The 17,936-nt window shown below is 45.6% G+C and carries 14 protein-coding genes; 12 read left to right on the forward strand and 2 right to left on the reverse strand.

Annotated elements, in window-relative coordinates; all coding sequences use genetic code 11:
• The first annotated feature begins 15 nt into the window (after positions 1-15).
• The 8 genes from CLV59_RS02525 to CLV59_RS02560 all read left to right on the forward strand — a co-directional run bounded on the left by CLV59_RS02525 (position 16) and on the right by CLV59_RS02560 (position 11,472).
• The gene (locus CLV59_RS02525; protein ID WP_111590421.1) at positions 16-816 is read left to right on the forward strand and encodes an SDR family NAD(P)-dependent oxidoreductase; all 801 of its coding nucleotides are present in this window, start codon (positions 16-18) and stop codon (positions 814-816) included.
• A gap of 12 nt (positions 817-828) precedes the next feature.
• Positions 829-1,965, forward strand: coding sequence for an NAD(P)/FAD-dependent oxidoreductase (locus tag CLV59_RS02530; RefSeq protein ID WP_111590422.1), 1,137 nt, complete (start codon positions 829-831; stop codon positions 1,963-1,965).
• Positions 1,966-2,365: 400 nt separating this feature from the next.
• Positions 2,366-4,744 carry a glycoside hydrolase family 95 protein gene (locus CLV59_RS02535; protein WP_111590423.1) on the forward strand — a complete coding sequence of 793 codons (2,379 nt, stop codon included), beginning with the start codon at positions 2,366-2,368 and terminating at the stop codon, positions 4,742-4,744.
• Positions 4,745-4,938: 194 nt separating this feature from the next.
• Positions 4,939-6,615 carry a sodium:solute symporter family transporter gene (locus CLV59_RS02540; RefSeq protein WP_111590424.1) on the forward strand — a complete coding sequence of 559 codons (1,677 nt, stop codon included), beginning with the start codon at positions 4,939-4,941 and terminating at the stop codon, positions 6,613-6,615.
• Between the two features lie 93 nt (positions 6,616-6,708).
• The gene (locus CLV59_RS02545) at positions 6,709-8,214 is read left to right on the forward strand and encodes a xylulokinase (protein ID WP_111590425.1); all 1,506 of its coding nucleotides are present in this window, start codon (positions 6,709-6,711) and stop codon (positions 8,212-8,214) included.
• A gap of 19 nt (positions 8,215-8,233) precedes the next feature.
• Positions 8,234-9,562, forward strand: coding sequence for a xylose isomerase (xylA, locus tag CLV59_RS02550; RefSeq protein WP_111590426.1), 1,329 nt, complete (start codon positions 8,234-8,236; stop codon positions 9,560-9,562).
• Between the two features lie 42 nt (positions 9,563-9,604).
• Positions 9,605-10,555, forward strand: coding sequence for an aldose 1-epimerase (locus CLV59_RS02555; RefSeq protein ID WP_111590427.1), 951 nt, complete (start codon positions 9,605-9,607; stop codon positions 10,553-10,555).
• 200 nt (positions 10,556-10,755) lie between these two features.
• A complete protein-coding gene (locus tag CLV59_RS02560; RefSeq protein WP_111590428.1) occupies positions 10,756-11,472 on the forward strand; it encodes a carboxypeptidase-like regulatory domain-containing protein in 717 nt (238 codons plus the stop codon).
• Positions 11,473-12,253: 781 nt separating this feature from the next.
• On the opposite strand, the gene CLV59_RS02565 is transcribed toward CLV59_RS02560, so the two are convergent.
• On the reverse strand, positions 12,254-13,348 hold the full coding sequence (locus tag CLV59_RS02565; protein ID WP_111590429.1) for a S1C family serine protease: 1,095 nt from the start codon (positions 13,346-13,348) through the stop codon (positions 12,254-12,256).
• Between the two features lie 6 nt (positions 13,349-13,354).
• Complete coding sequence (locus CLV59_RS02570; RefSeq protein ID WP_111590430.1) at positions 13,355-13,930, reverse strand: RNA polymerase sigma factor; 576 nt, start codon at positions 13,928-13,930, stop codon at positions 13,355-13,357.
• Between the two features lie 133 nt (positions 13,931-14,063).
• Here CLV59_RS02570 and CLV59_RS02575 point away from each other — a divergent pair, with 133 nt between their 5' ends.
• The 4 genes from CLV59_RS02575 (at position 14,064) to CLV59_RS02595 (ending at position 17,931) form a co-directional block, all read left to right on the forward strand.
• Positions 14,064-14,297, forward strand: a complete 234-nt coding sequence (locus CLV59_RS02575) for a hypothetical protein (protein WP_111590431.1) — start codon at positions 14,064-14,066, stop codon at positions 14,295-14,297.
• Positions 14,298-15,079: 782 nt separating this feature from the next.
• Positions 15,080-15,904 (forward strand): prephenate dehydratase, encoded by an 825-nt coding sequence (locus CLV59_RS02585; protein WP_111590433.1) that lies wholly within the window; start codon positions 15,080-15,082, stop codon positions 15,902-15,904.
• Between the two features lie 12 nt (positions 15,905-15,916).
• Complete coding sequence (locus CLV59_RS02590; RefSeq protein ID WP_111590434.1) at positions 15,917-17,083, forward strand: pyridoxal phosphate-dependent aminotransferase; 1,167 nt, start codon at positions 15,917-15,919, stop codon at positions 17,081-17,083.
• Between the two features lie 5 nt (positions 17,084-17,088).
• Entirely contained in the window at positions 17,089-17,931 is an 843-nt protein-coding gene (locus tag CLV59_RS02595; protein ID WP_111590435.1) for a prephenate dehydrogenase, read from the forward strand.
• Positions 17,932-17,936: the final 5 nt, after the last annotated feature.

Consider the following 17,936-nt stretch of genomic DNA (forward strand, 5'->3'; position numbering starts at 1 on the left):
GCAAAATATTTAGATATGGACCTGCAATTACAGGGCAAAGTAGCCATCGTTACTGGCGGTAGCAAAGGAATCGGAAAAGCAATAGCAGAGGCGTTGTTGAAGGAAGGCGCGAAGGTAGTTATCAGCGCAAGGAATACGGATGAGGTGGAAGATGCCGCAGCCACACTACGACTGGAAGGATATGATATAACGGCTGTGCCGGCGGATATGTCCAGAAAAGAGGACCTGGAACAGTTGGTGGCCGCCACTTTGCACCGATATGGACGTATTGATATTTTAGTCAATAATGCCGGTACGATAGACACGATTGCGCCTATTCACGATATTTCCCTGGGGCAATGGAGATATATCTTCGAAGTGAATTTCTTCGGCGTAGTAGAGCTGACAAACCTTGTCATCCCTGTAATGCTGAAGGAAAAAGGCGGACGCATCATTAATATTTCTTCAGAGAATGCGGTGCAGCCAGACCCCATGATGGCGCATTATAACGCCACAAAAGCAGCTTTGAATAATTACTCCAAAACCCTATCCATGGCTTATGGAAAGGATAACATTTTAGTGAATACAGTATCGCCGGCCTTTATCCGCACGCCGTTACTGGATGATATGCTGGATAAAATGGCAGCAGAAGCAAACACGACCAGAGAAGAGGCTACCCGTATATTCCTCAAAGAAAACCGCCCCTACCAGGTGTTGGGCAGAGCCGGTCAGATGGAGGAAACTGCCGGTATTGTTGTCTTCCTGGCCTCCAATCAGGCTTCCTTTATTACAGGCGCTGTATTTAGAGTTGATGGCGGTTCTGTTGGTACCGTATAAATATTTAGTGAGATGCTGAGTTATTGGGAAAAAACTAGTCTTTTACAATACGATTATATCATCGTAGGTAGCGGAATTGTTGGACTGTCTACCGCTATAAGTATTAAAGAGGCGGATGAAAATGCCCGCGTACTGGTGCTGGAAAGGGAAGTCCTGCCAACAGGCGCCAGTACTAAGAATGCCGGCTTTGCCTGTATCGGTAGCCTGACGGAAATCCTGTCGGATCTGCAAACCATGTCGGAAGCAGAGGTACTGCAGTTGGTCCAAATGCGTTATGAAGGACTACAACTGCTCCGCCAGCGATTGGGAGATAACGCTATCGGCTATACGGAAAATGGTAGCTATGAACTCATTACTACCCACGATGAATGGGCGCTCGATAAAATCGATCAGGTGAATTCCTTACTGGGACACTTCTTCCCGCAGCAGCCTTTTTCTGTTGCCTCGGGAAAACTATCTGAATTCGGATTTGATCGTCAAACAGTGAAAGCCATCATCAGCAATAACTACGAAGGCGAATTACATACAGGAAAGATGATGCGTAGTCTCATAGACCTCACATTTCGTTTAGGCGTGGAGGTGAAAACCGGCGCTGTAGTTACCCGGGTGGAGGATCTGCAACACAGTGTAAACGTGGTTGTACCGCATCATCTCCTGCAGGAAGATATAATCTTTAGCGCCAGGAAACTGATTGTTTGCACCAATGCTTTTACAAAAGAGTTATTACAGGATCAGGGAGACACGGTGCCGGGAAGGGGACAGGTACTCATCACTGAACCGATACCAGGACTCCCTTTCAAAGGGATTTTTCATTTCGAAGAAGGATTTTATTATTTCCGGGAGCTGGAAGGTCGTGTACTTTTCGGCGGTGGCCGGCAATTGGATTTCGCCGGAGAATCCACTACCAGTTTTGCCTACAACGATCGTATCCAACACGAACTGGAAAACATCCTCCGCAAAATAATTCTTCCCAATCATCCTTTTACAATCGCCGACAGATGGACGGGAATCATGGCCTTCGGCAAAACAAAACAACCCATTATCCGACATCATTCTCCCAATATCATACTAGGTGTCCGAATGGGTGGAATGGGCGTTGCCATAGGATCAAAAGTAGGCGCACAATTGGCTGATCTGGCGCTGAAATAATATATGGCGAATGTTTCACGCAAAGGCGCAAAGAGGCAAAGCAGCAAAGGCTTATGTATTGTTGTAGTCTTGTATGATTGTATAATGATGAATTAGCTCGAAGAAAGTTAGCTACTCTTTCTCCATCCTGAAATATCTTTTCAAAAAAGAGTGTAAGTACTACAACCTACTATTGCGGGCTTAATAACAACACAACATAATCCTTTGCCTCTTTGCGCCTTTGCGAGAAACCATCCGCACCGATCCTTTGCTGCTTATGCTGCTTTGCTGCCTTGCGAGAAAAAAGACAGCGCCGAAGGCGCCCCATTCTGCAATCCATTGCTAAGCGTATTATCCCCGTTCCTGATACCGATTTAACCCCAGTATTGACAGGACTTTCTATTTTATATATTTTGGGGGAATGAGAAAGTTGCTAGTCCTCGCCATTTTGGCGACCAATTCCACGTTCGCCCAACAGAAACCCTTGAAGCTGTGGTATAAACAGCCCGCCGAAAAATGGATGGAAGCCTTGCCTGTAGGCAACGGCCGCCTCGGTGGTATGATCTACAGTCACCCGCAATCTGAAACGATACAGGTAAATGAACAAAGCCTCTGGGCAGGTACAAAGTTCAATGACGCCAACCCTGGCAGTCTTCGTGTACTCGACTCCGTTAGGCAACTCCTGTTCCAGGGAAAAACGGCAGAAGCCGCAGCGCTGGCCCGTCCTAATATGGTGGCGGTAAATGGTGAAAACTCCTCCACAATAGCCAGAAGCTTCCGTTCCTACCAAACTTTGATGAATGTAAACTTCATCCTGGATAAGCGAGGGTATACCAATTACACCCGGGAACTGGATCTCACCACAGGAGTTGTTACCAGCTCCTATACCAAAGATGGCGCGACATATAAAGAAGAAGTCTTCAGTTCTGCACCAGGAAATGTAATGGTAGTGAAACTCACTGCCAGTCGGCCTAAGGCGTTGAATACTACTATTTACCTGAATCGCCCGGACGATAGCAAAGGAGGAACGTCCATGTACAAAGATTGCAGTACCCATACTGCCGGCATCAACCGCATTGTGCTCACTGGGCAGATTGTAGATACCAATCCCGCAGAAGGTCCGGAAGGGAAACATATGAAGTTCGCCGGGAGCCTAACCGTCCTGAAACAAAACGGTATCCTCAACGCAGTAACCGATAGCCTGAAAATCCATGACGCAAATGAAATAGTGTTACTCATTGATGGCGCTACCAACTACGATTTCGACAACCTATCCATAAAAGATAACGTTGATCCGTTGGCGTTGCTGAACAAAGCGGGCGCAAAGCTGAAAGGCGCCTCCTGGGAAAGCCTCCTGGCCGCTCATATAAAAGACCATGCTGCTTTAATGAACCGGGTGCAGTTCTCCCTGGGTACCGATGGAAAGGATATCCCTACAGATGAAAGACTCCAGGCCGTGAAAAATGGCGCGTATGATCCGGAACTAACCACGCTCTTATTCCAGTACGGCAGATATCTTTTGCTCGGTTCCTCCCGCCAGCCGGGAGTATTGCCGGCGAATCTGCAAGGAATCTGGAATAATCATATCAATGCCCCATGGCAGTCTGACTTCCATACCAATATCAACCTCCAAATGAATTACTGGCATGCAGAATCCGATAATCTGTCGGAAACCGTATTGCCGCTGGTGAATTTTATCAATAATATCCGTCCGGAAGGGCGCATCACCGCCCGTAAAATGTACGGCGCCCGTGGCTGGACAATGCACCACGCTACTGATGCTTTCGGCAAAACCGGCTTACAGAATGAAATGTTCTATGGCACCTTCCCAATGGGTACCACCTGGGTGCTGATGCATTTCTGGGACCATTATGATTATAACCGCAATTTGCGATTCCTGGCAGATACGGCCTATCCGGCCATGTATGAGCATGCGCAGTTTATCAAAGACTTCCTGGTGAAAAGTCCGGAAGGATACCTGGTTTCGGCACCGGCTTACTCTCCTGAAAACTGGTACGTGGACCCTGTAACGGGTAAAAATCAATCGCTTACCTATGGTCCTACCATGGATAACCAAATTATCCGCGAATTCCTGACCCGCTATATAACGGCAGCGCATATACTAAAAAAAGATGCTGCCTTCGCTGATAGCATGCAGCAGATTATTTCCCAACTTCCTCCCACCAGGATCGGGCAGGATGGCAGGATACTGGAATGGATCAAAGAATACAAGGAAGAAGACCCGGGTCACAGACATATGTCTCACCTATTCAGCCTGTATCCCGGCAACCAGATCAATGAACAAACGCCTGCACTCTTTGCCGCAGCCCGTAAAACCCTGGAGTTTCGCTTATCTCATGGCGGCGGACATACCGGCTGGTCCCGCGCCTGGATCATCAATTTTTATGCGCGATTGAAAGATGGAGAGAAAGTATATGAAAACGTACAAGCCCTCTTTAAGAAATCTATCTACAGCAACCTGTTCGACGACCATCCGCCTTTCCAGATCGATGGCAATTTTGGCTCCGCAGCGGGCATTACGGAAGCCCTGCTTCAAAGTAATGACGGGATGATTGAGCTCTTGCCAGCACTCCCTGCCGCCTGGAAAGAAGGTAATATTTCCGGCATTCGGGCCAGAGGCGGTTTTGAAGTAAGCATGGCCTGGAAAAATAATAAGCTCACAAAAGCCAGTCTGAAATCCCTCAGTGGCGAAAAGGTAACGGTAACGTATAATGGAAAAAAGGTGCAGTTGCAGCCCGCAAAAGGCCAGACAGTAACCCTCGAGGGTATCATTCCGTAAATTTAAAGGGTATCAAATGTTACATTTTTTGTTAACGGACTTTGATATGTGACAGAAAATGATAGTTTTGAACCCGCCCTAAAAACCGCAGAATTTGCCTGCGGTTTTTAGTTTTGATGGGATGTAAGGGTATTTTTTACATTTATTTCGCTAAATTGTTCCGCTATTAATTTTAACAACCACGTTTGAACGTTATGAATCACACGCTTCATTATCTTGATTACCTTGTTTTCCTCATTTATTTTATCATCGTTGCGGGATACGGGTACTACATCTACAAAAAGAAAAAGAAGGCAACAACCGACTCGAAAGACTTCTTCCTCGCGGAAGGCTCTCTTACCTGGTGGGCCATTGGCGCTTCCCTGATCGCTTCCAACATCTCCGCTGAACAGTTTATCGGGATGTCAGGAAACGGGTTTAACATCGGTCTGGCGATTTCCACGTACGAATGGATGGCAGCAGCGACACTGATTGTGGTGGCCATCTTCTTTCTGCCGATCTACCTTAAAAACAAGATTTATACCATGCCCCAGTTCCTGGAACGCAGGTATAATCAGACGGTAGCCACCATCATGGCGGTATTCTGGCTATTATTGTACGTGGTTGTAAACCTTACATCCATCCTCTACCTGGGTGCGTTGGCTATCACCACCATTTCCGGGATTAACTTCTATGTATGTATGGTGAGCCTGGCAGTATTCGCCATCATCATTACCCTGGGCGGTATGAAGGTAATCGGTTACACAGACGTAATCCAGGTATTCTTCCTGATCCTGGGCGGTCTGGCTACCACTTACCTGGCGCTGCAACTGGTATCCAGCCAGTTTGGTAGCACCGGCGTACTGAATGGCTTCAAACTGATGACAGAACATGCCAGCGATCATTTCCACATGATTATCCATAAGGAGAACCCTAAATTCCTGGATCTGCCGGGACTTAGCGTACTGATTGGAGGTATGTGGATTGTAAACCTGAACTACTGGGGATGTAACCAGTATATCACGCAGCGCGCTTTGGGCGCCGATCTCAAAACAGCCCGTAACGGTCTGTTATTCGCAGGTTTCCTGAAACTGCTGATGCCTATCATCGTGGTTTTACCAGGTATCGCCGCTTTTGTTCTCTGGAAAGAAGGTCAGTTCCAACAAGAAATGACAAAAGGTGGTTCCTTAAATGCAGATAACGCCTATCCTGTATTGCTGAACCTGCTGCCTGTTGGGCTGAAAGGACTTTCTTTTGCCGCCCTGACCGCCGCTGTAGTGGCTTCCCTGGCAGGTAAAGCGAATAGTATCTCCACCATCTTCTCCCTGGATATTTATAAGAAAATCTATAATAAAGAGGCAGATGAAAAGAAAATTGTAAGTGTAGGTCGTATGGTGGTAGTGGTAACCATGGTGATTGCCGTGGTGATTTCCAACTTCCTCGGTATCGACAAAAAAGGAGGCTTCCAGTTCATCCAGGAATACACCGGTTTCGTATCTCCGGGCGTATTCGCGATGTTCGCATTGGGCTTCTTCTGGAAACGCACTACTTCCAGCGCAGCCCTGTTCGCTATGATCGGTGGGCTGTTACTGTCTTTCTTCTTCAAATTCCTCCCTGGATTCGCAAACCTGGAAAGCCTGTACTCCATTGGCTTATCCGTTCTCAACCCGGATTCAGGACTGTATGAAATTCCATTCATCGACAGAATGGGTATCGTGTTTGTGATCTGCGTGATTGGTATGGTGATCATCACCCTGGCTAATCCAAAGAGTGCAAACAATCCGAAAGGACTGGCTATCGATGCTTCTATGTTCAAACCATCACTGGGCTTTACTGTTGGTGCAGTGCTGATTTGCGGCATCCTGATGGCGCTCTACACTGTTTTCTGGTAGTCGTTTAATCTTAAAAATATATAACTTCAGTAGGTCGCACCTTTATTAGGTGCGACCACTGGATATCTATTGCCAACGAAAAATCATTTCAACATGTATTTTATAGGCTACGATATAGGCTCTTCTTCTATCAAGGCAGCATTACTGGATGCAGATTCCGGTAAATGCCTGGCCGCTGCTATCAGCCCTTCCAGAGAAATGCCCATGCAGGTTTTACATACCGGTTGGGCTGAGCAAGATCCCGATCGCTGGTGGAGTGAGGTGATTAATGCCACGAGATTATTACAACAACAACTCAGCTTCGACCCCAAAACAGTAAAAGGTATTGGGATCGCTTACCAGATGCATGGACTGGTATGCGTAGATAAACAGCAGCAGGTGTTGAGACCCGCTATCATCTGGTGTGACAGCCGTGCTGTAGAAACCGGTCGCCAGGCCCTCCATGCACTCGGGGAAAAATACTGTCTCACAAACCTGTTGAACTCTCCAGGAAATTTTACCGCCTCCAAACTACGCTGGGTACAGGAAAATGAGCCGCATGTTTATGAACGTATCCATAAAATTATGTTGCCGGGAGACTACATTGCGATGAAGCTCACCGGACAGATCGCCACTACGGTATCTGGCCTTTCTGAAGGCACCTTCTGGGATTTTACCCGCCAATCCATAGCCGACGAACTTTTAAGATATTATAACATTGATCCCGCGCTACTTGCTGCTATAGTACCCACTTTTGGCGAACAAGGTCTGCTGACAACTGCCGCCGCAGAGATCCTGGGACTATATCCTGGTACGCCTGTCACTTACAGAGCCGGCGATCAACCTAATAATGCATTCTCCCTGAATGTGCTCCAACCCGGCGAAGCCGCTACCACAGCGGGTACTTCCGGTGTGGTGTACGCTGTCAGCGATCAGCATGCACATGATAGCCAAAGCAGAGTGAATACCTTCGTACATGTGAATAACATGGACGGCGGCGGCGTACGCAATGGCGTCCTGATGTGTCTGAATGGCACCGGTATTGCCAACAGCTGGCTTAAATCGGCAGTAGGGGATATGAGCTATCCCGAAATGAATGAACTGGCCGCCACTGCGCCTATTGGCGCCGGCGGATTACAGGTATTCCCATTCGGCAACGGCGCTGAAAGAATCCTGGGAAATATGCGTATAGGGGCCACCGTTAGTCAGCTGGACTTCAATCTCCATGGCAAAGAGCATTTACTGCGCGCTGTACAAGAAGGAATTGTTTTTGGTCTGAACTATGGTATGGATATCATGGCAGAAATGGGCCCCTCTATTCACCGGGTACGGGCAGGACAGGCAAATATGTTCCTCAGTCCACTTTTCCGCGAAGCCTTCGCCAATACTGCCAATGTGGTAATTGAACTATACAATACAGACGGAGCACAGGGCGCCGCCAGAGGAGCCGCTACCGGCGCCGGATATTATAACTTTAAGACAGCCTTTCATGGCATGGAATGCCTGGCTGTTATAGAACCGCAGCAGCACTTGCAGCAACAGTACCTGGAGGCTTACGGACATTGGCTGTACGGACTAAAACAACGTCTCTCTCTCGGAGAGAATGCGGATAATCTTTAAATTAAAAATCCACATAGTTATGAGTATTACACTTGGAAACAGCGAGTATTTTAAAGGCATAGGTAAAATCAACTATGAAGGCCCAAACACGGATAATCCACTGGCCTATCGCTGGTATGATGAAAACAGAATCATCGCCGGCAAATCAATGAAGGAATTATTCCGCTTTGCAGTATCATACTGGCATACCTTCTGCGGTACCGGTGGCGATCCGTTTGGTCCCGGTACAAAGCAATTTCCATGGTTGACAGCCACGGATGCCGTTCAGAGCGCGAAAGATAAAATGGATGCAGCCTTTGAATTTATCACCAAAATGGGATTGCCTTATTACTGCTTCCACGATGTAGACCTGGTAGATGAAGGCAGCAACGTAGCGGAGTATGAAAGTCGCATGCAGCAAATAGTAGCCTATGCAAAAGAAAAGCAACAGGCGAGTGGCGTAAAACTACTCTGGGGAACAGCCAATGTATTCAGCAATCCCCGTTATATGAATGGCGCTTCCACTAACCCTGAATTCTCTGTAGTGGCTTATGCCGGCGCTCAGGTGAAAAACTCCCTGGATGCTACCATTGCCCTCAACGGAGAAAACTATGTTTTCTGGGGTGGCCGCGAAGGTTACATGACCTTGCTGAATACTAATATGAAACGCGAACAGGAACACCTGGCGCGCTTCCTGACCATGGCGCGTGACTATGCCCGCAAACAAGGATTCAAAGGTACTTTCTTCATCGAGCCTAAACCTTGCGAGCCTACGAAACACCAATACGATTACGATAGTGCGACCGTAATAGGCTTCCTGCGCCATTATGGACTGGATAAAGATTTTAAACTGAACATAGAAGTAAACCACGCTACCCTGGCAGGCCATACCTTCCAACACGAACTGCAGGTAGCTGCCGATGCAGGTATGCTGGGCAGCATCGATGCTAACCGTGGCGATGCCCAGAATGGTTGGGATACTGACCAGTTTCCTACCAACCTGAATGATCTTATCGAAAGTATGCTGATCATCCTGGAAGCTGGCGGATTCGCTGGTGGCGGCGTAAACTTCGACGCTAAAACCCGTCGTAACTCCACCGATCTGGAAGATATTTTCCATGCACATATTGGTGGTATTGATACCTTCGCGCGCGCAGCCATCGTAGCGGAAAAAGTACTGACACAAACTTCGTATAAGCAATTCCGTAAGGACAGATACGCATCTTTCGACAGTGGAAAAGGTAAAGATTTCGAAGCAGGCCAACTGACGCTCGAAGACCTGCGCAATATTGCCGCTGCTGGTCCGGAACCTAAGCTGGTAAGCGGTAAACAGGAATGGCTGGAAAATATTATTAACAACTGTATTTAATATTTTCTATTTTGTAAGCCTTCATTTCAAAAAACAGGAACAATGAGATTTAGTATTCATTCAATACAGGAAGCAGGCTTTGATATCTTAGCGCTGAAAGATGAGCTGGGCGCCACAGTGGAAATCATCCCGGCACACGGCGCTCTGCTGCATGGCTTCAAGATTAAAAAAGGAGCGGAAACCCTCAATCTGATTGACAGTTACCGCGATCTGGCAGATATGCAGCAAGATTTGAAAAGCAGCTTTAAGAATGTAAAACTGAGTCCATATGCCTGTAGAATTAAAGATGCAAGGTATACCTTCAATGGAAAAGACTATCTGCTGGAACAGACTATAGCTCCGGGAAATGCGATCCATGGCTTATTGTACGATGCGCCATTCAATGTGGTGGCACAACAGGCGGACGACAACAAAGCGACTGTAACACTGGCTTATAGCTATGAGCTGACAGATGCAGGATATCCATTTGCATATGATTGCACCGCTACTTACACCCTGTTGCCAGGAAATGAGTTGCAGGTAAGCACCAGCATCGCCAGCAGAAGTAATGAGGTAATGCCGCTAATGGATGGATGGCATCCTTACTTCACTACTGGTACGCCGGTGGATGAACTGGAACTGACTTTCGCCTCTAAGGAAATAGTGGAATTCGACGCTAAATTAATTCCAACCGGAAAGGTGCTGCCTTACACGGAGTTTACGAAAGGTAAACTGCTGGCGGGTGTGGAGCTGGATAATTCCTTCCTGCTGGACTTCGTACAGGCGCAGCCGTTAGCGGTGCTGCATGATCCGAAGAAACAAATCCGTATCAGTTTCTTCCCAGGAGAAAGTTATCCCGTATTGCAGATTTATATTCCGCCGCATCGCAACAGTATTGCCATCGAGAACCTGACCGGTGCGCCAAATGCGTTTAATAATGGTCTGGGACTGGTACAACTGGCGCCGGGTGAAACAAAAACATTCGACACCCGTATTAAAGCAGAAGTCCTGTAAAATTTAACAAATCAGATAACCGGCGCTACTGGCGCTATGGTCAATAACTGAAATCCTTGCGATATATCGTCGCAAGGATTTTTTACTTTAATATGCGACTAAACCCTAATATTGTATTGTTAATTACTTGAACATAAGAAGTCCCTGAGCTGTTGAAATGAAGGAGTTGTTCGTTAGGATTTAAACTAATACAGGAAATTATGAAGCAATTTGCCCGCATTTTAGCCTTATGCTGTGCATGGGGATGGTTAACCGTACAGCTCGTTCAGGCACAGGTGACGGTGACTGGGGTGGTATCTGATACGAACCGGTTGGTGTTGCCTTATGCAACTGTTACTAACCTCAAAACCGGTAAGCATTCCGTCACGGACCAGGGAGGTTTTTACCGGATTTCAGCCTCTCGTGGCGACAGGCTCACCGTTTCATTCGTGGGCTACAACTCCGATACAGTGATGGTTACTGCAGCTTCCGGCGATCAGACGATCAATATTAAAATGACGGTGACCAGTAAATTCCTGAAAGGAGTGGATATCAGTGCGAAGTATTCCCCTTATCAGTTGGATTCCATTGCCAGAAGGGAGCAGTATGGCTATCTCCTGGATCTGCCGAATCAACCGTTGGCAGGAGGAAATACCCCTCAGGGAGCAGGGATCGTATTCAGCCCGATTACCCGGTTTTCCAAAAAAGAGAAGCAGAAACGGCAGTTTAAGGAGAATTATGTGAAGATGGAGGAGGAAAAATACATTGATTCCAGGTTTACACCGATATTGGTAAATCGTGTGATTGGTTTGAGTGGAGATTCGCTGCAGCATTTCATGCGGGATAATTATCCTACCTATGATCAGATGCGGGCAATGGATACCAATGATTTATACTACTGGATAACAGACAAGTATAAAAGCTGGATGAAGAAATAAACCAAACGCTTTTTTATAGTAGAAGGGGGCCTGCAAGAAGCTGGCTCCCTTTCTTTTTTCCTTTCTTTTGGTATGAATATCCTTGATAGGGGATAGGTCGGCAGGGGAACCATTGCTATATAAAATGGGTGTTTTGAGCTAAAAAGGCCAAGTTTTAGTCTTTTCGGTATATAAACGAACTGCACATAAGTTGAAAGGGCCTGCATAGAGCAGGCCCTTTCTTTATTTTTCATTTTCCAGTTAAAAGCAAGATTATTAGTATTGTTTAGGGAGACACGTGCACACTGGCCAAAGTTGGTACTTAAAATTTCGACGCTAAACTCCCATCATGTTTAAGGTCTGTAGGTATGGCACTTTCCGAAAGCTAATGATTTTTTTGGGTTTTTACAATTAAACCCGTGATTTTATTCTTTTTCTTCGTGCGTAATGCGGATTGCCTATGCGGCAGGATGAAAGGAGTAGCCCCTTCTTATACCTGGAATGCTTTGTACAGTATTCATTTCACACAGGTATTACCACTAAATACATCAACTGGTAAATCGTTCTCGGATTTTTGGAAGTAGTTGAGTATGTGGATTTCTTTTAGTGAAATATTGCAGATAATCACTTTGCAGCTTTTGGTCATTGGCTACAAAGTAGAAAAGCTGGCATCTTGCTTAGCTGGAGTAAGCGTTCCCTTTTTACTTAATATCCCAGGTAAATAGATTGGTACTAAGTGGTGGGTTTCTCCTAATGATGCAAAATGATAAATAGTTGGTGGCCTGCGAAGCAGGCCATATGATTAGTTGTATACTTTAACGAGGTATACGAATTCTTCTACTTTTTTGATTTGGTCTACGCGGCTGAGGCCATCCAGTTTGCTTTTATGGCTCCATTCTTTTTTAGGTTGTTTATCTTTTGGCATTTCATCCAGCAATCTTTTAAGATGAGCTGACTTCACTGCGAAGGCGATGCCATCTGCGGTGGTTTGTTTGCCAGTGATAATACCTACGATATCGCCTTTAGCATCCAACAGTGGACCGCCACTGTTGCCTGGATTGACAGGGATAGATACCTGGTAGGCGGTTGTATCCCCGTTGAAGCCGGTTTTAGCAGAGATATAACCTTTGCCGTAAACGATTTCATCTCTTGGGTATCCCATGGTAAATACTTCTTCACCGAGGGTAATACTCTGCGGTTTGAGTGCGTAAGGCAGTGGTTGGCCTTTAAAGGTACTGTCTGCTATTTTCAGCACAGCGAGGTCGCTGGAAATATCTTCAAAAACGCTAACCGCTTTAAATGCTTCTCCTTTGGTATTCTGTACGTATATGGAATCGGCGCCTGCCACTACGTGTAGGTTGGTTACGATGTAACCATTACCAGATACGGCAAAACCGGTACCGCCGTAGGTGCCGGGATTGACAGGTGCTTTGTTTTTGTCCTTGATATCGTTGATAAGAGCGTTTTGAGAGCGCTGAATATTATTCAGTACGCGTCTTACGTCCTCGTATTGGGCAGTAGATTTATTACGGCTGTTGTTCTGCAGGATAGCAATGGTAGACAGAGAGGTCACCAGGGCAATACAGGCTGCAGCAGCCAGATTGGTAATGGTACGGCGGCGTATACGGGTACGCTTGGCAGCCTGGTTGGCTTCCATCGCCTCCATACGTAAAGCGCTCATATCCAGTTCGCCATGGATGGCATCCATCTGGGCCTGGAGTTGCTGACGGCGGCCCATGTGGTCCAGTTCCTGTAAAAGGAGCTGGTGCTCTTCCACCTGGCGGTTAATTTGAGGATTGGTACGACGCAATTCATCAAAGGCAGCTTTCTCCTGCACTGTCATTTCCCCTTCCAGGTAACGCTCAATTTCGCTGATCAGAAACAAATCTTCTTTCATGGCTGCTTATAATGATGTATTGTATTTGTCGAAAAATATTTTCTTCAGTCGCATCAGACACTTATACTTCTGGGTTTTGGCGTTTTCCGAGTTGGTATACCCGAATTTCTCCGCTATTTCCTGCATGGATTTCTTATGCAGGTAATAATCTTCCAGAATGGTCTTACATGGTTGCCCCAGGCTTCCCATGGCATGTTCCATTATCTTATATTGTTCATCTTTCGCCTCGTGTTCATCTATTACGTCCGTTGCCGGGATGATTTCTTCCAGTTCGACAGGTAAGGCATAAAGGCCGTGGTTGCTCTGTAATTTTTTCAGCCAGAGATGGCGACATACAGAATAGAGGAAGGTTTTTAACCGGCTCGTCAGTGTAAAGTCCCCACCACATACCTTCTCATATAATACGATAATGGCTTCCTGGAACACATCCTTGGCATCATCCTCAGACCCATTATGCTGTAAAATCATGCGTAAAACAACTGGAAAATTCTCTGAATAGATGATTTCCAATGATTTACCATCATTTTTTGCCAATCCCAGCAATAAATCCTTGTCTTTTCCTATGTCTTGAATATGCTTCACTCTTTAATACAGTTAAAAGGCTTTTGGTAACCCAAAGTACCGAAAAAAAAATTTTTTAAAACAATGGGTTACCTTTTGGGTGATCTGGGTATAAAAGGTAAATCATTCAAAAAACATCCTAAATTATTGTACAATGAAGAACGTTATCAAATTTGGTTTCTTAGCTCTCGCTTTCGGTATTTTCGCAGTTGCTTGCGGTGGTGGTGCTTCTGAACAGAAAGCTGACTCTACTGCAACTCAAGCGACTCAAGCAATTGACTCTGCTGCAAACGCTGCTAACCAAGCAGTAGGTGCTGTTGCTGATTCAGCTAAAAAAGCTGTTGACTCCGTAGCTAAAGCTGTTGATTCTTCTGCTGCTAAACACTAATTTGCAACACAACGCATATTAATAAATGACCGTCTCTATTCAGTAGAGACGGTTTTTTATTTTATAGCAGCCAGAGTCGCCAACATTTTTATCTTATTATAAAGGCCGTTCTATTTAAAGCTAATAAATGCCCCTCTACATATACTGTCTATACAACGGTTAATATTGCGCCCCAATTTCCTAAGCCCTCTTTTTCGAAATTAATACCCAACTAATCAATATAATTGATCCAACAGCTTAGCCCGCTTTCACTTATTTAAAATAATAACCCCTGATTTCATTAATTCCACCCCTCCATTTTTTACAAGCATTAAAAAATATTCAATAAAAAGGTGTCATTTTTGAAAAAAGAAAATTTTTCGGTCTTGGCTATTGGAAAATTAAAATCACGTTGTATTTTTGTTCCATCATCGAAAAATAACAAACACGATAATGAACACACAAGTGACTTTTGGTTTTTTTGGCTTTTATTATTTCTGGTACCAGGAATAGGGAGGTCATTTGTGTACTAAAATAAAAGATACTTAACAAAAGGCCTCCCGCGAAACGGGGGGCCTTTTTTGATTTAGCAATATTCATTATATGAAAAAGCAATTCACTAGCTACTTTTTTTATTACTTCTCTTACTTCTTTTATGCGAAGAAGCCGGGGACTCGTTTGCAATAATCAAACTTTAAATATCAAAGTTCTAATAGCAAAGGGTCCCGTTGTCGGGGCCCTTTCTGTTTTAGGTAGCTAGTTGCTACAGCAACTAAAAATAATATTCAATCAATCACATACACATGAAAATTGCGATACAGGGGTTTGAAGGATGTTTCCACCAGGTGGCAGCTCAATCGTATTTCGGTAAAAATATCGAAACGGAAAACTGCGCGTCTTTCGCTGAACTGGTTAGAAAAGTAAAACAACAACCTGATGTGGATGCCGGTATCATGGCCATCGAAAACTCCATCGCAGGCAGCATCCTGCCCAATTACAGCCTGATCAAAAACTCAGGATTGCACGTAATCGGAGAAATCTACCTGCAAATCAATCAACACCTGATGGTATTACCAGGCCAGACAATGGACGATATCAGAGAAGTACATTCCCATCCAATGGCATTACTTCAATGTATGGACTACCTGGAAAAATACCCTCACATCAAATTGGTTGAAACCGAAGACACCGCCCTCAGCGCTAAACACGTTCGCAGCAAAAAGTTGAAATCTACAGCAGCGATTGCCGGCAGTCTCGCAGCAGAAATATTCGAACTCGATATCATCGCTCCAAATATTCATACCAACAAAAATAACTATACACGTTTCCTCGCCGTTTCTAAAAAACCAGTTGAAACCGCGCCAGATGCCAATAAAGCATCCGTGTATTTTCAAACAAGCCACGAACGCGGAAGTCTCGCCAGCGTGCTCACCAGGATAGCAGAAGCAGGTATTAACCTCTCTAAACTGCAATCCTTCCCAATCCCCGCCAAAGTATGGAATTACTACTTTCACGCGGATATGGAATTTGATAACCTGCAGGATTTCCAACAGGCACTCAAAGAAATTGAACAACATACCGAACACCTCAAAGTATTAGGTATCTACAAAAAAGGTAAAACGCTTTAATCAGGTCATTATATGCACATACAGGTAGCTAAAAGATTACAAGGCACGGAAGAATACTACTTCTCCAAAAAGCTGCGCGAAATTGAACAGATGAATCAGGATGGTACCAAAGTAATTAACCTCGGTATCGGCAGCCCGGATCTGCCCCCACATCCTTCTGTTGTAGAAGCGCTGCACTCCAATGCAGCACTACCTAACACGCACGCTTATCAGGGGTACAAAGGAATTCCCGCGCTGCGTAAAGCAATGGCCGACTGGTACCACCGCTTTTACCATGTAACGCTGAATCCTGATACGGAAGTACTCCCGCTCATCGGCTCTAAAGAAGGTATCATGCATATTTGTATGACCTACCTGCAAACAGGCGATGAAGCGCTGGTTCCTAACCCAGGATATCCTACCTACCGCTCTGCAGTTAGCCTCAGCGGCGCTACTGTCAGAGACTATGACCTGACAGCTGAAAATAACTGGCTGCCTGATCTTGATGCACTGGCAAAAACAGATCTCAGCAAAGTGAAACTGATGTGGGTAAACTACCCCAATATGCCTACCGGCGCTAAAGCTACGAGAGAGTTCGCTCAAAAACTGATCGCTTTCGGTAAAGCTAATAATATCCTTATCTGCCACGATAACCCTTACAGCTTCATCCTCAATGAGGAACCTGTAAGTCTCCTCCAGGAAGAAGGCGCAAAGGAAGTGGTACTGGAACTCAACTCCCTGAGCAAATCCTCCAACATGGCGGGATGGCGCGTGGGAATGTTGGTAGGAAAAGCAGAATGGATCAACGAAGTGTTACGCTTCAAAAGCAATATGGATTCCGGTATGTTCCAACCATTGCAAATGGCGGCTGTTAAAGCCCTGGAACTGGGAAAAGATTGGTATGATCAACTGAATGCTATTTACCGCTCCCGCAGAGAAAAGGTATTCCAACTATTGGACATGCTGCACTGCGAATACGATAAAAACCAGGTAGGGATGTTCGTTTGGGCTAAGATCCCTGCTACTTACGATAACGGATATACGCTAAGCGATGCAGTACTCTATAAATCCCGCGTATTTATCACTCCCGGCGGCATCTTCGGTAGTAACGGTAACGGATATATCAGAGTAAGTCTTTGTCAGGATGTCAAAGTATTTGATGAAGCCATTGAAAGAATAAAAAACACGATTAATAACTAATAACGATGATTGCTACAATAATAGGAACGGGTCTTATCGGTGGTTCCCTGGCTATCAGCCTGAAAGAGAAAGGTGCAGCCAGTCATATCATCGGGGTGGATCAGCAGGAATCACACCTGCAGCGTGCCAAAGAACTGGGCATCATCGATGAAGGCGCTTCGCTGGAAGAGGCAATGAAACGTTCGGATCTTATTGTGCTGGCTATCCCAGTGGACGCGGTACTGAAAGTACTCCCCATCCTGATGGATAAGGTACAACCCGGACAAGTAATTATGGATGTTGGTTCTACCAAGAAAAATATCTTACAACTCGTTGCCGGTCATCCAAACAGAGGTCGCTTCGTGGCTGCCCACCCGATGGCCGGCACCGAGTATTCCGGCCCCGATGCAGCTGTACGAAACCTCTTCACCAATAAAACAATGGTGCTCTGCGATGTGAAAAACAGCGATGAAGATGCACTGGAAATGGTGGAAAATATGGTGGATCAGTTGCAAATGCGCACGGTGTACATGAACGCTGAAGAGCATGACCTTCACACGGCCTATGTGTCACACATCTCCCATATCACTTCTTTCGCACTGGCATTGACAGTACTGAAAAAAGAAAAAGAACAGGGACGCATCTTCGAACTCGCCAGCGGTGGTTTTGAATCTACTGTCCGCCTCGCGAAAAGCTCCCCTGATATGTGGGTGCCTATCTTCAAACATAACCGCAGCAATGTGCTGGACGTACTGGAAGAACATATTCACCAGTTACAGCAAATGAAAACATTACTGGAAGAAGAAGATTACGATACTTTCTACAAGCTTATTCAAAAGTCAAATAAAATCAGGAAAATCCTGAAATAACATTA

It is taken from the genome of Chitinophaga dinghuensis (assembly GCF_003259435.1).
GTDB lineage: Bacteria > Bacteroidota > Bacteroidia > Chitinophagales > Chitinophagaceae > Chitinophaga > Chitinophaga dinghuensis.

Bases quoted from the DNA above. Each gene is read 5' to 3' on its own strand.
- CLV59_RS02525 (WP_111590421.1), top strand. From the start codon at position 16: ATGGACCTGCAATTACAGGGCAAAGTAGCCATCGTTACTGGCGGTAGC.
- CLV59_RS02530 (WP_111590422.1), top strand. From the start codon at position 829: ATGCTGAGTTATTGGGAAAAAACTAGTCTTTTACAATACGATTATATC.
- CLV59_RS02535 (WP_111590423.1), top strand. From the start codon at position 2,366: ATGAGAAAGTTGCTAGTCCTCGCCATTTTGGCGACCAATTCCACGTTC.
- CLV59_RS02540 (WP_111590424.1), top strand. From the start codon at position 4,939: ATGAATCACACGCTTCATTATCTTGATTACCTTGTTTTCCTCATTTAT.
- CLV59_RS02545 (WP_111590425.1), top strand. From the start codon at position 6,709: ATGTATTTTATAGGCTACGATATAGGCTCTTCTTCTATCAAGGCAGCA.
- xylA (WP_111590426.1), top strand. From the start codon at position 8,234: ATGAGTATTACACTTGGAAACAGCGAGTATTTTAAAGGCATAGGTAAA.
- CLV59_RS02555 (WP_111590427.1), top strand. From the start codon at position 9,605: ATGAGATTTAGTATTCATTCAATACAGGAAGCAGGCTTTGATATCTTA.
- CLV59_RS02560 (WP_111590428.1), top strand. From the start codon at position 10,756: ATGAAGCAATTTGCCCGCATTTTAGCCTTATGCTGTGCATGGGGATGG.
- CLV59_RS02565 (WP_111590429.1), bottom strand. From the start codon at position 13,348: ATGAAAGAAGATTTGTTTCTGATCAGCGAAATTGAGCGTTACCTGGAA.
- CLV59_RS02575 (WP_111590431.1), top strand. From the start codon at position 14,064: ATGAAGAACGTTATCAAATTTGGTTTCTTAGCTCTCGCTTTCGGTATT.
- CLV59_RS02585 (WP_111590433.1), top strand. From the start codon at position 15,080: ATGAAAATTGCGATACAGGGGTTTGAAGGATGTTTCCACCAGGTGGCA.
- CLV59_RS02590 (WP_111590434.1), top strand. From the start codon at position 15,917: ATGCACATACAGGTAGCTAAAAGATTACAAGGCACGGAAGAATACTAC.
- CLV59_RS02595 (WP_111590435.1), top strand. From the start codon at position 17,089: ATGATTGCTACAATAATAGGAACGGGTCTTATCGGTGGTTCCCTGGCT.